Consider the following 13,203-nt stretch of genomic DNA (forward strand, 5'->3'; position numbering starts at 1 on the left):
CGCTAATCTTTCTCCATAAAAAAGCCTAAATCACAATCCTCTGTGATTTCTATAATTACTTCTCTTTGCGTATCCGTAAGAAAACGCATCTGTACACCACAACGTTTACGAAATTGTGGAAACAGATTCACAGCTTCTGGCCACTCAACACAAATAAGATCCTCTTCTTCTGCATCTTGAAAAAGATCCGCTCCACTTTCCTCAGAAATCATCCCGAGACGATATAAATCGTAATGGCAGACCCTTCGCTCCCCTTCTTCATAAACATGGAGCAGGGCGAAAGAGGGACTAGCCACCTGACCTACGGCAGCCTCCCCTAAAAACCCTTGGACAATCCCCCGAACGAACTCTGTCTTTCCTGAGCCGTAATCCCCTGATAGCAAAACAACCATTCCGGGAGTTAGGAGCCTTCCTAGCTCAGCAGCAAAGTCTATCGTCTCTTTACAAGAGTTGGTTACTCTTCTGTATCTACCCATTGGCTGATGTACTCATGAAACGCTGTGTCATCTGCTAGGCTTTCGACAAACTCAGCGATCTTGTCTTCCTCTAAAGCATCTTGCAATAAAGTCAAAAACGAGCTTTCTAACTGGAATTTATTTTGATTTTGCACTTCTTCAAGAGTCATAGGACGCAAATAAGAAGTTTTAAAATCTTCTAAGAGCGTTGGCAAACTATGGAATAGCTTCCCGGTTATTGCAGAAGCATATACTGTTTTGATGATGGGCTCTTTTGGAGGGACGATATACGCTCTGATTACCTCTGGATCATCAGACACTAAGAATCGTTTTACGGCTACACCGCTTTGTCTTTCCCTGTTCTGAGGGCAGGAAGAAAGCCAGTCATAAATGGCATCCTGAGGATTTGCATAGACGTTATCAGCAAAGACTTTCCCCGTAAACGGACAGATGTAAATACGCTTCGTCTGTTCATTTACCTCTGGTTTACCAGAAGAAATTTGAATCTCCGTTTCTCTCCAAATTTTCTTATCCGCTTCTAAAAGCTTAACAGCGTCTTCTACGCTTTTAAAAATCACTTTATCACGAATAAAAACAACCGGACTCAAGTGCAAAGACTGCTCTAAATAAAACAAGTACGTTGCTAACAATTCTGGGGATTTTTGCTTTTTCAAAAACTGGAGAAGTTTTTGTTTGATACTTCCAGAAATATTCATACTTATCCTTACTTTTTTCAGCTGCGTAACGGCAACCTGACTCTTCTTTTAATCACCAGCCTTCCTTATAAAAGGTAAGCCTTCCGCCCATATCCCTGTTCTCTACCTACTCTCACTTCCTTGCAAAAGTATTTTTACAAAAAGTAAAACAGGCTTAACCTCCCCAAGCTCTAGGGGTAGGGCATCCTGAATCCACTACATGCTATCATGATTTTCTGTTAGGCACAAGCTCATTACGTTTTCAAGAAGACTTTGAATTCAAACAGAAAGCTTATCTAGCATCAAAGAAAATGATTTTTCTTGAAACTTGCGCATCAACGACTCAACAAAAATTTTGCTGCAGGAGGCCCTTATTCCCTCTGTTAGTAAACAACTCAAAATATTCCTGTACAGAATTTATTTAAAAAAATCCACCACGCTTAACCTTTTATTAAAAAAGCGTTCCTTTTATACTGGGCCCTTGTGCAGCTATGGCGGAACCGGTAGACGCGCTAGATTCAGGTTCTAGTGAGCTTTTGCTCATGGAAGTTCAAGTCTTCTTAGCTGCAACATTCTTCTCAACAAATGCCCTGATTAAGGGCATCTTTCTTGACTTTTGCATAAGGGTTATGGCTAACTGGCCTTGCAGAACACAGTCAGCTCTGTTTACTTGTGGTTCTCAGGAATCTTTGAAACCTCCCCGTAAGGGCTTATACAGATTTTAATTTAGGAATACGCTTTATGGTCCAAATTGTATCTCAAGATAATTTCTCTGATAGCATTGCTTCTGGGCTAGTTCTTATTGATTTTTTTGCTGAGTGGTGCGGCCCCTGTAAAATGCTCACTCCAGTGCTAGAAGAAGTAGCAAAAGAACTTCCTTCCGTCACCATCCTGAAACTGGACATCGATGCTTCTCCTCGTCCCGCAGAACAGTATGGCGTCTCTTCTATTCCCACTCTAATTCTTTTTAAAGACGGAAAAGAAGTTGAGCGTAGCGTTGGCTTGAAAGATAAAGATTCTCTGATCAAGCTCATTTCCAAGCATCAATAAAAAGATTCTTAAAAAAGGCCGAGGATTCCCTCGGCCGGAAAACTGATTTAAAATATATTTTTATAATTCTGCCGCACTACTTCGTACATGATAATTCCAACCGAAGTAGCTAAATTGAGCGAACGCGTTCCCTCCATCATAGGAATATACAAACACTGAGACGGGTAAGCGTCCAAAACAGACTGTGGCAATCCTCGTGATTCTGCCCCAAAAATATACGTGCCATCCAAGGGAAGCTCTCGTTCTCCATAGTAAGAAGAACCCTTCGTCGTTAGACAAAAAATTTTCTCTTGAGGCACTCCACTAAGAGCCTCTTCCAAAGAATCTACTACAGACAAAGAAAGCTGGTCCCAATAATCCATCCCAGCTCTCTTCACAAACTTATCCGCTAAAGAAAACCCCAGGGGCCGCACCAATATCAGTTCAGCCCCCAAAGCCACACACGTCCTACCAATATTCCCTGTGTTTTGAGGAATATCCGGATTGTGAAGAACTATGCGCATAAAAAATCCTAATGACTACTCTACAGCAGAGACGTTATCGTCACTTGCTTCTATCAATTTCACTTCAAAGATAAGCAAGGAATTTGGAGGTAGTTGTCCTGTAGTTCCATAAGCTAAATCTGGATGTATATACAGCACTCGAACCTCTCCTTCTCTCATCCCTTGCATTCCTTGGGAGAATCCTGGGATAACTTTTGTCAAAGGCAATAAAATTGGCTCTTTATTTTTCTCGGAGGTATCAAAAACTTTTCCGTTTATGAAACTTCCTGTGTAGTGAAGCAAGGCATTAGGTTTCCCAGAAAGAACACGCCCCGTCCCTTCTTTCACAATGCGGTACTGCAATTTATTAGGCTCTAACTCAATAACGCCTTCTTTATCTTTGTTTTCTTTTAGGAATAGTTCTGCTGCAGCTAAGTTTTCCGAACATTTTTGTTCAAAACTCGCTTTTTGCACCGCAGCCATTTGTATTTCATATTCAGAATCTGTCAAAGGCGCGCTCTTTCCTTCGATTTCCGATTGCATACCAGCAATCACTTCAGCAAGATCTAGCGCAAAATCTTCTGAACGGCCCAACTGTCGAGCCAATAAATGTCCGAAAGTTCGCGACAACTTTTGATTATCTGTTAGTGCAGAGTCTTCTACCATGCTTTTCTCCGTCGCAGATGTTTGCGAGCCGCTACGATTATCGCACCCTGCTATAGGTAGGGCGACTGCAAACATAAGCATCCAACTTAATATATTCTTCATTCGTTTCTTCCTTAGTTGCACCCGATTTCTCAGACGCGCTGTTTTAAAAACCATTTTCTCCAGGAGAAAACCAGCTCCTGTCCCCCGCTGTAAAAAAAAAGCCAGTTTTCTCAACCTTTAGAGCAAAAATGATACTACAGCTTCAGCCCCAATTCTTTTAACTGAATCGGCAAAATTTCTGAAGGCGCTGACATCATTAAATCCCCCGCCTTCTGCGTCTTAGGAAAGGCAATAACTTCTCGAATAGTTTCGGCTCCTGTCAGCACCATCATAATGCGATCCAAGCCTAGAGCAATCCCTAAATGTGGCGGCGTCCCAAAACTTAAAGCATCGATGAAAAATCCGAACTTCTCTTTCACACTTTCTTGCGACAGCTTTAATAAACCAAATATTTTATTTTGCAAATCTGGATTATGTATGCGCTGAGAACCAGAAGCAATTTCATACCCATTCAATACTAAGTCATAACTCGATGAGCGGACAGATAAAGGATCTTTATCCAAAAGAGGAATATCTTCATCTAACGGAGCTGTGAAAGGATGATGCTCGGGACACAGCTCTCCGTCTTCCTTAGCAAAAAGAGGGAAATCTGTAATCCAAACAAACTGGTATTGCGTTGCGTCATAAAGTTGACGCTCCTTAGCGATCAATCTACGCAAATGATCCAAGGATTGGTTGGCGACGGCCTCTGGAGCCGCTACCAATAACAACATATCCTGGTCTTTGGCTTCAAAAGCCTCGAACATTTCCTGGAAAACCTCTTCCGAAGCAAATTTCGCAACATTGGAAGCAATCTTACCATCCTGGTTTTTAATCCATACCAGTCCCATAGCTCCGTAGCGCTTCACAAAATCCGTATAACCATCCAACTGTTTTCTGGAAATGTCCGCTCCACCAGGAACACAAAAGCCCTTGACTATGCCTCCTTGAGCCATTTGATCTAGGAAAATAGAAAAGGAGAACTTCTTCGCATATTCACAGCAATTCTTAAGACGTAAACCAAACCGTAAATCAGGTTTATCTGTCCCGTAAAACTCTTTTGCCTCCTGATACGTCATTCTCTGGAAGGGAGCGGATAATTCTACCCCCTTAACAGCAAACATCCGGGCAACTAAATTCTCCACTATTGGGAAAAGATCCTCCGGACCACCAAAACTCATTTCCATATCAATTTGAGCAAATTCAGGCTGACGATCAGCTCGCAAATCCTCATCACGGAAACAGGTGGCTATTTGGAAATACCTGTCTAATCCCCCAACCATTAAAATTTGTTTAAACAGCTGAGGAGATTGTGGAAGAGCATAAAAATTTCCTGGATAAATCCGTGAGGGCACCAAGTAATCTCTAGCTCCTTCAGGGGTAGACTTCCCTAAAATAGGAGTGACGACCTCTGTAAAACCTTGCTCATCTAGATACTCTCTGCAAGCCAACATGACCTTATGTCGCCACATCAATCTGTCCAAGATATCTCCACGACGCATATCGAGATAACGATAAGTCAGCCGTAGCTCTTCATTCACGTTAATGTGCTCGTCGGAAATCGAAAAAGGAAGATTCTGCGCTCGAGATAAAATTTCTAAATGAGAAACCTCTACTTCAATACTTCCTGTAGCCAAATTGGGATTTTCCATCCCTTCCAAACGAGCACACACAAGCCCTTCTACACAAAGCACCCATTCGGAGCGGACCTGATCCATAAGCCGATGAAGTTCTGGGCTTTCCTCTTGCCGACATACAATCTGCGTGATCCCAAATCGATCTCGTAAATCGATAAAAACAACTCCCCCGTGGTTTCGGTAACGATGTACCCACCCAGACAAACGAACACGGTCCCCAACATGATTAAGGGATAGCTCATTACATTTATGCGTTCTGTACTTCATAAACCAACCTTTGTTCTACATCTTGTTTAGCTCCAGAAAAGCTTTGATGTAGAGCCATATCTTTAACTATAAACTGTTCCCTAGATAATTCTTGCTCTCCCACAAGACAAACGAAGCCCACCTGGTGGTCAGCCGCATCTTTAAGAGCGGCTTTAGGTTTTTTGTGCGACCAATCTACCTCTGTCGCAACACCTAAATGACGCAGACGCTTCGCCCAGGAGAAACAAAAAGAATCCGCGCTCTCATCCAAAGGGACTAATCGCAACCTCTTCGTAAAAGTCGGCGAAAAAGCTCCCTGTTCCAATAAAGTTTGAATCACGCGTTCCAATCCCACTCCGAAACCACATGCAGGCATCGAAGGTCCGCCAGACTGCATCACCAACTCATCGTAACGCCCCCCTCCCCCTAACGCATAAGAGTGGTCGCCAACAACGGTAACAGCTTCGAAAACTAAATCTGTGTAATAATCCAATCCTCGAACAAGCCGTGGATTGATTTTGTAAGGGATATCCAAAACTTTCAGCTCGGCTAATACCGCATCGAAATAGCTTAAATCTTGATCCTCAACGTAATCTAGGATAGAGGGAGCCTTTTCAATAAATTCTTGGTCTTCCGGCTCTTTAGAATCTAAAATACGCAACAAATTCGCGTGATATCGTTCCTGGCTTAATGGAGATAAACGGTCCAAATCTTTGCGGAAAAACTCTCGTAAAGCCTCGTCATAACGCGCCCGCGTCTTTTGGCCTCCCAAAAAATTCACCTGAATTTGCATGTGCTTAAGACCGACCGCAGCATAAAAATCCCATAACAAGGACAACACTTCAACGTCTCGCAAAGGATGCCGCACACCAATAGCCTCTAAACCAAACTGGTGATGCTGCCGGTAACGCCCAGACTGTTGCCGCTCATAACGAAACATCGGCAAAATGTAATAAATTTTATTATCTTTGCGCATATCCGCAGAATGGTCTAGCAAAGCTCGAACAACAGCGGCAGTTCCCTCTGGCCGCAAAGTCAAGGAACGCCCTTTTTTATCTAAAAAGGTGTAAACCTCTTTTTTTACGATGTCGCTATGCTCCCCAACGCGCAAAAAAGTTTCCGTCTTTTCAAAAACCGGTGTTCGAATTTCATCAAATCCATACAAATTACAGACCCGATGCGCCGCATGCTCAACATTTTTCCAAAGGGCAGAATTTCTCCAAAGATTCTTTGGAGAGGTTACATAGGGGAAAACATCGAAAACACCTTTCGGCAATGCGCTACTCATTTTATATAACCGGACTATGCTTCACGAAAAAAATCGCTATCTTTTTTTGTTTTAAAGTTTTTTTTTGCACAAAGAACGAGACCATCATGTTACACCAAAAGAGTTTTCAGGACTACTCGAAAACCCTCCCCCTTTTCTTCCCATTATTTCTTTGACACCCCACGCAAACTATTCACCACCCTCTTGTTAAAAACGCAAACGAGTTGTCTTCTAAAAGACTTTGAGCTAAATGAAAGGAGTATTGACGACATTACTGCAATTGTCCAATATGATGCCCGGGCTGGTCTAGCCTAGACTGATGGCAAAAAAACGAGGTCTTAGAAGCTGATACTCCCGTCTCAGCGCGCGTTTGTATTTCTCTTAAGCTTCTAAAGCAAACACACTTGAATCGAGCTAACCCTATGAATCTATGGACCAGAATTTTTCAGCCTCCTCGCCACATTAAAGAAATCAGTGACCCGGAGTTGGTTAAAAAGCAATATAAGTACTGGAGAGTGCGCATTTTCTACAGCATGTTCTTCGGTTACGTATTCTTCTATTTTACAAGGAAAAGCTTCACTTTTGCCATGCCAACCCTGATAGCAGATCTTGGGTTCGATAAAGCTCAACTGGGGATTATCGGCAGCACTCTCTACATCACCTACGGCATTAGCAAGTTCGTAAGTGGCGTGATGTCCGATCAATCGAATCCCCGCTATTTCATGGCCACCGGCTTGATCATTACCGGGCTCTCTAACATCTTCTTTGGTCTATCCTCGACCGTGCCTTTATTTGTGCTGTTTTGGGGGATTAATGGATGGTTCCAAGGATGGGGATGGCCTCCTTGCGCACGGCTGTTGACTCACTGGTATTCCAAATCAGAAAGAGGCACTTGGTGGAGCGTCTGGAGCACATCTCACAACATCGGGGGGGCATTAATTCCCATTCTTACCGGAGTCGCGATCGATTATGCTGGATGGCGAGGAGCCATGTTTGTCCCCGGAGCGATCTGCATCATCATGGGTTTTATCTTAATAGACCGTTTGCGAGACACTCCGCAATCATTAGGATTGCCCGCTATAGAAAAATTTAGAAAAGAAGAAGAAGCTCGTCACCACGAAGAAACTACAGCAGATATCTTAGAAGAAGAGGCTGAAAGAGAGCTTTCTACTAAGGAAATTTTGTTTACATATGTATTATCCAATAAATGGTTATGGTTCCTTTCCTTTGCTTCTTTCTTTATATACGTAGTCCGCATGGCTGTGAATGATTGGAGCGCTCTCTATTTAATCGAGACAAAAAATTATTCAACAGTAAAAGCAAATCTCTGCGTATCTTTGTTTGAAATTGGCGGATTATTTGGTATGCTATTAGCCGGCTGGTTGTCCGACACAATTTCTAAAGGGAAACGCGGACCAATGAACGTAGTCTTCTCTTTGGGCTTATTGTTCTCTATCTTGGGATTATGGGGAACCCACGACCACTTCATGTGGTGGGTGGATGGAGTACTCCTATTCATTATCGGGTTTTTCCTTTTCGGGCCGCAAATGATGATCGGATTAGCCGCTGCCGAATTATCACACAAAAAAGCTGCTGGAACGGCCAGCGGCTTCACAGGATGGTTCGCCTATTTCGGAGCCGCTTTTGCTGGGTATCCTTTAGGAAAAGTCGCTCAAGATTGGGGATGGCACGGATTCTTTGTCGCACTCTTAGCTTGCGCTTTGATTGCTTTGTTATTCTTCCTGCCAACATGGAATGCATCCGAACAGAGTTTAAGAAAACATAGCCACTAAGTGAAGAGCTGTTTTGACCTGGATTCCTTTACACTGCCACTCTCAATATTCCATTTTGGACGCAACATGCTCCATCAAAAAATTTGTTGCTAAAGCAGTGGAATACCAAATTCCCGCGCTCGCCCTTACCGATCACGGGAATTTATTTGGAGCGGTTGATTTTTATAAAACCTGCAAACAACACGCAATCAAACCTATTATTGGGTGCGAACTATATGTCGCACCCACCTCTCGGTTTGATAAAAAGAAGGAAAGAAAGAGTCGCGTAGCCAATCACCTTATTCTTTTATGCAAAAATGAGGAAGGGTATCGTAATCTTTGCTTACTTTCTTCCCTCGCCTATACCGAAGGATTCTACTATTTCCCTCGCATAGACAGGGAACTTTTAAGCCAACACTCAAAAGGGTTGATCTGTTTATCAGCCTGTCTGTCTGGATCCGTCGCTCAAGCTGCATTAGAATCGGAAGAGGCCTTAGAGAAAGATCTTTTGTGGTACCAAGATCTTTTCCAAGAAGATTTCTTCAGTGAAGTGCAACTTCATAAATCCTCTGAAGAAAAAATCGCACTTTTCGAAGAAGAGTGGTTGAAACAAAACTATTATCAATTCATTGAAAAACAACTCAAAGTCAATGAAGCAGTTTTAACCGTCTCGAAACGGCTCGGCATTCCCTCGGTTGCTACCAATGATATTCATTATTTACATCCCGACGATTGGCTTGCTCATGAAATTTTACTCAATGTGCAGTCTAGAGAGCCCATCCGAACAGCAAAACAAAATACCTACGTCCCTAATCCTAAACGCAAAACCTATCCTAGCAGGGAATTTTATTTCAAATCTCCTCAAGAAATGGCGGAGTTGTTTGCTGATCATCCTGAGACCATTTCCAATACCTTGATCGTTGCCGAACGTTGCAACCTGGAACTCGATTTTGTTACCAAACATTATCCTATTTACGTCCCGGAAGATTTACAAAAAAAAGGTTCTTATACTGAAGAAGAGCGGTATAACGCCTCTTCAGCCTTTTTAGAACAGCTTTGCAATCAAGGGCTAAAAACCAAATACACACCAGAAGTGTTAGAGCATATCGCTCAAAAATTCCCAGGAAAAGATCCGCTTACAGTCGTCAAAGAACGACTCAGTCTAGAGTCTTCGATTATCATCTCTAAAGGGATGTGCGACTATTTACTCATAGTATGGGATATCATCAATTGGGCAAAAGATCACGGGATTCCTGTCGGTCCTGGAAGAGGATCGGGAGCCGGCTCAGTTATGCTATTTTTACTAGGGATTACTGAAATCGAGCCGATTCGCTTCGACCTCTTCTTCGAGCGGTTCATTAATCCTGAGCGAATATCTTATCCAGATATTGATATCGATATCTGCATGATTGGGAGAGAACGTGTCATCAATTATGCAATAGAACGTCACGGGAAAGAGAATGTAGCCCAAATCATTACATTTGGGACCATGAAAGCCAAAATGGCTATTAAAGATGTCGGAAGAACGTTAGACACTCCCCTTTCTAAAGTAAATTTCATCGCGAAAAGAATTCCTGATCTCAATGCTACCATTTCTTCAGCGTTAGAAGCGGATCCTGAATTAAGGCAAATGTATGTAGACGATGCTGAAGCGGCGGAAATCATCGACATGGCAAAAAAGCTGGAAGGCTCCATTCGCAACACTGGAGTACATGCTGCAGGCGTTATCATTTGTGGAGACCCGCTTACCAATCACATCCCCATTTGCGTGCCGAAAGACTCTTCCATGATTTCTACCCAATACTCTATGAAACCTGTCGAGAGTGTTGGTATGCTTAAAGTGGATTTTTTGGGTCTAAAAACCTTAACAAGCATCCACATTGCTTCACAAGCCATTTATAAAAAAACCGGAATTTTACTACAGGCCGCAACCCTCCCCTTAGATGATCGCAATACATTTTCTCTTCTTCATCAAGGCAAAACCATGGGGATATTCCAAATGGAATCTCGAGGGATGCAAGAGCTCGCCAAAAATTTACGCCCAGACGCTTTTGAAGAAATTATAGCTATCGGGGCTCTCTATCGTCCCGGCCCCATGGACATGATTCCTTCGTTTATCGATAGAAAACATGGTAAAGAAGCTATCGAGTACGACCATCCTTTAATGGAGCCCATTCTCAAAGAAACGTTCGGGATCATGGTTTACCAAGAGCAGGTCATGCAAATTGCAGGATCATTGGCAAAATATTCCCTGGGAGAGGGGGATGTTTTACGCCGAGCTATGGGGAAAAAAGATCATGAACAAATGATCAAGGAGCGTGACAAATTTTGCTCAAGAGCTGCTGAGAATGGCATAGATCCTGCTGTAGCAACAACTATCTTCAACAAAATGGAGAAATTTGCTTCCTATGGATTTAATAAATCGCATGCCGCAGCATATGGACTCATAACCTATACAACAGCTTTCTTGAAGGCAAATTATCCCAAAGAATGGCTCGCAGCTCTTCTTACTTGCGATTACGATGACATTGAGAAAGTCGGCAAACTGATTCAAGAAGCCCATAGTATGAACATCCCCGTACTCCCTCCCGACATTAATGAGTCAGGGCAAGGCTTCGAAGCCACGCAAGAGGGCATTCGGTTCTCATTAGGAGCCATTAAGGGCGTGGGGATGAGCATTGTAGATAGCATTGTTGAAGAACGAGAGAAGAATGGGCCTTATCAAAGCTTACAAGACTTTATAAAACGAGCAGATTTTCGCAAGGTTACTAAAAAACAACTTGAAAACCTTGTGGATGCAGGAAGTTTTGATTGCTTCGAACCCAATAAAGACCTTGCTATAGCCATACTTAATGATCTTTATGACACCTTCTCTAGAGAGAAAAAAGAAGCCGCTACAGGAGTCCTGACCTTCTTCTCTTTAGATAGCATGGCTAAAGATCCCATCAAAATCAATTTATCTCCTGAAAATGTTGTTCGACGCTCAGACAAAGAATTGCTGAAACGAGAAAAAGAGCTGTTAGGAGTTTATCTTACAGCCCATCCCATGGATGCTGTTAAACACTTGCTTCCATATTTATCTGTAGTCCGTGCAAAAGATTTCGAAGGCCTTCCTCACGGGGCTGTTGTTCGAACGATCTTTTTAATCGATAAAGTCACGACTAAAATTTCTTCTGCTGAGCAGAAAAAATTTGCACTTTTACAAGTAAGTGATGAAGAAGATTCTTATGAACTTCCGATTTGGGCCGATATGTATTCGGAGCACCACGATTTACTAGAGGAAGATCGTCTGATCTATGCTATTTTAACAATAGATCGCCGTAGTGATTCCCTCCGTCTCTCTTGTCGTTGGATGAGAGATTTATCCACGGTCAATGATACAGTGATCGCAGAATGCGATGAAGTTTATGACAGACTCAAAAGTCAAAAAACTTACTCTTCTATGAAAAAATCTTCAACAGGACGGCCGCAAGCAATGGCAAAAAAAGAAGAAACTAAACAAATTCCGCCTGTAACCATCTCCCTAGATCTAAACAAGTTGCGACACAGTCACTTATGCATTTTGAAAGGATTGATACGCAAACATTCTGGATCTCGAGCCCTCTCCCTAGTGTTCACAAAAAATAACCAACGAGTCGCTTCGATTTCTCCTGATACAGATTTTTTTGTCTCAGAAGATATCTCATCCTTTCTTAAAGAAATGGAAACGACAAATATCCCTGCTCGCGTTCTAGCAACTTCTGTGTAAGCGCTATCTTTGAATAGTAAAAAGGGTTTGTATCCTCCATTGACAGTGTAAAAAAAAGTCTTTACCATCCTGAGGAATTTGTTTTTTTGGGATCAGATACTTACAATGAAAACTATTCTCGCTACTGCATGTCTCATCTTATGCACCTTTTCTTCCTGCTGTGCTAAGGGAGTTTACGGAACACGTACTAAACTAGTTTGTGATGAAACAACTCAACCTAAACACTCTCCAGAAGAGTATTTCTGTAAGGGAGAGCGTAAGTTAAATGAAAAACAATACCTTGAAGCACAACAATATTTTAGTCTAATTCAACGGCATTTCCCGAAACATCCTTTATGTGAGCGAGCTCACCTGTATGCTAAATTGTGCGCAATGGAATTAGATCAGGCGCAGCTTCCCTCAAGCACTCTTACACGATATGTCCCTTCAAATCCCTCTGACTCTTATTCTAAACCTTTAGCACCCGTTTATGTACTCAGTCATCCTCTGATACAACATAAAGCTTCACTTCTTCGAAATAAAAAAACGAATTCTAAAGTATTCCGCGAGTGCCTTAAGGAAGTTTCTTTAGGCATTTGTTATGAAGCGACACGCGATCTTGCTCTCAAAAACGTCTCTATTCAAACTCCTTTAATGCAGGCAGAATGTCCTCATCTCACAGGCCCCAAGATTGTTGTTGTCCCAGTATTAAGAGCTGGGCTCGGAATGGTTGATGGCTTTCTTTCTCTAGTGCCCACCGCTAAAGTAGGCGTAATAGGCATGAGTCGCGATCATGAGACATTCCAAGCCTCGGCTTACTGCTGTAAACTTCCAGAAGACATCTCTGATTGTCTCGTATTCATCGTGGATCCAATGTTAGCAACAGGCGGATCAGCATCAGCAACTATTCAACTTGTAAAAGAACATGGAGCTAAAAATATTACCTTACTCAATGTTTTAGCCGTTCCAGAAGGGATCGAACGCATTCAAAAAGATCATCCTGATGTAACCGTTTACGTAGCGTCTCTAGACGAAAAATTGAATGAAGTTGCCTACATTCTTCCTGGTTTAGGTGATGCAGGAGATCGTTTCTGCGGAACATCTAATCCATCATAATCTATTGGC

General features: G+C 42.4%; 10 protein-coding genes and 1 tRNA gene. 5 read left to right on the forward strand and 6 right to left on the reverse strand.

The genetic code is table 11. The features are described from left to right. Positions 1 to 2: 2 nt before the first annotated feature. Both tsaE and B6E89_RS02935 read right to left on the reverse strand, forming a co-directional pair. Complete coding sequence (gene tsaE / locus B6E89_RS02930) at positions 3 to 476, reverse strand: tRNA (adenosine(37)-N6)-threonylcarbamoyltransferase complex ATPase subunit type 1 TsaE (RefSeq protein ID WP_080123111.1); 474 nt, start codon at positions 474 to 476, stop codon at positions 3 to 5. Further along, positions 455 to 1,171, reverse strand: coding sequence for a DUF2709 domain-containing protein (locus tag B6E89_RS02935; protein WP_035406898.1), 717 nt, complete (start codon positions 1,169 to 1,171; stop codon positions 455 to 457). The genes tsaE and B6E89_RS02935 overlap by 22 nt, the downstream gene beginning before the upstream one ends. Positions 1,172 to 1,635: 464 nt before the next feature. Between B6E89_RS02935 and B6E89_RS02940 the strand changes: the two genes are divergently transcribed. Next, positions 1,636 to 1,719, forward strand: a tRNA-Leu gene (locus B6E89_RS02940). A 172-nt stretch (positions 1,720 to 1,891) separates the two neighbouring features. Then, positions 1,892 to 2,200 (forward strand): thioredoxin, encoded by a 309-nt coding sequence (trxA, locus tag B6E89_RS02945; protein WP_035406901.1) that lies wholly within the window; start codon positions 1,892 to 1,894, stop codon positions 2,198 to 2,200. A 47-nt stretch (positions 2,201 to 2,247) separates the two neighbouring features. On the opposite strand, the gene B6E89_RS02950 is transcribed toward trxA, so the two are convergent. The 4 genes from B6E89_RS02950 to hisS form a co-directional block, all read right to left on the reverse strand. Then, complete coding sequence (locus B6E89_RS02950) at positions 2,248 to 2,703, reverse strand: tRNA (cytidine(34)-2'-O)-methyltransferase (RefSeq protein ID WP_035406903.1); 456 nt, start codon at positions 2,701 to 2,703, stop codon at positions 2,248 to 2,250. A gap of 15 nt (positions 2,704 to 2,718) precedes the next feature. Next, positions 2,719 to 3,450 carry an FKBP-type peptidyl-prolyl cis-trans isomerase gene (locus B6E89_RS02955; RefSeq protein ID WP_080123862.1) on the reverse strand — a complete coding sequence of 244 codons (732 nt, stop codon included), beginning with the start codon at positions 3,448 to 3,450 and terminating at the stop codon, positions 2,719 to 2,721. A gap of 134 nt (positions 3,451 to 3,584) precedes the next feature. Next, positions 3,585 to 5,333 (reverse strand): aspartate--tRNA ligase, encoded by a 1,749-nt coding sequence (gene aspS, locus B6E89_RS02960; RefSeq protein ID WP_035406906.1) that lies wholly within the window; start codon positions 5,331 to 5,333, stop codon positions 3,585 to 3,587. Then, positions 5,314 to 6,600, reverse strand: a complete 1,287-nt coding sequence (gene hisS / locus B6E89_RS02965; RefSeq protein ID WP_080133115.1) for a histidine--tRNA ligase — start codon at positions 6,598 to 6,600, stop codon at positions 5,314 to 5,316. The genes aspS and hisS overlap by 20 nt, the downstream gene beginning before the upstream one ends. Positions 6,601 to 7,001: 401 nt before the next feature. On the opposite strand from hisS, the gene pgtP reads away from it, so the two are divergent. The 3 genes from pgtP to upp all read left to right on the forward strand — a co-directional run bounded on the left by pgtP (position 7,002) and on the right by upp (position 13,194). Next, a complete protein-coding gene (pgtP, locus tag B6E89_RS02970) occupies positions 7,002 to 8,372 on the forward strand; it encodes an MFS transporter (protein WP_035406912.1) in 1,371 nt (456 codons plus the stop codon). Between the two features lie 13 nt (positions 8,373 to 8,385). Then, positions 8,386 to 12,099 carry a DNA polymerase III subunit alpha gene (dnaE, locus tag B6E89_RS02975; RefSeq protein WP_080133116.1) on the forward strand — a complete coding sequence of 1,238 codons (3,714 nt, stop codon included), beginning with the start codon at positions 8,386 to 8,388 and terminating at the stop codon, positions 12,097 to 12,099. A 105-nt stretch (positions 12,100 to 12,204) separates the two neighbouring features. Then, a complete protein-coding gene (upp, locus tag B6E89_RS05040; protein WP_080123202.1) occupies positions 12,205 to 13,194 on the forward strand; it encodes a uracil phosphoribosyltransferase in 990 nt (329 codons plus the stop codon). Positions 13,195 to 13,203 lie beyond the last annotated feature (9 nt).

The organism is Chlamydia suis (genome assembly GCF_900169085.1).
Classification (GTDB): Bacteria; Chlamydiota; Chlamydiia; order Chlamydiales; family Chlamydiaceae; genus Chlamydia; species Chlamydia suis.

Coding starts and splice junctions, on each gene's coding strand:
- tsaE (WP_080123111.1), bottom strand. CDS start 476: ATGGGTAGATACAGAAGAGTAACCAACTCTTGTAAAGAGACGATAGAC.
- B6E89_RS02935 (WP_035406898.1), bottom strand. CDS start 1,171: ATGAATATTTCTGGAAGTATCAAACAAAAACTTCTCCAGTTTTTGAAA.
- trxA (WP_035406901.1), top strand. CDS start 1,892: ATGGTCCAAATTGTATCTCAAGATAATTTCTCTGATAGCATTGCTTCT.
- B6E89_RS02950 (WP_035406903.1), bottom strand. CDS start 2,703: ATGCGCATAGTTCTTCACAATCCGGATATTCCTCAAAACACAGGGAAT.
- B6E89_RS02955 (WP_080123862.1), bottom strand. CDS start 3,450: ATGAAGAATATATTAAGTTGGATGCTTATGTTTGCAGTCGCCCTACCT.
- aspS (WP_035406906.1), bottom strand. CDS start 5,333: ATGAAGTACAGAACGCATAAATGTAATGAGCTATCCCTTAATCATGTT.
- hisS (WP_080133115.1), bottom strand. CDS start 6,600: ATGAGTAGCGCATTGCCGAAAGGTGTTTTCGATGTTTTCCCCTATGTA.
- pgtP (WP_035406912.1), top strand. CDS start 7,002: ATGAATCTATGGACCAGAATTTTTCAGCCTCCTCGCCACATTAAAGAA.
- upp (WP_080123202.1), top strand. CDS start 12,205: ATGAAAACTATTCTCGCTACTGCATGTCTCATCTTATGCACCTTTTCT.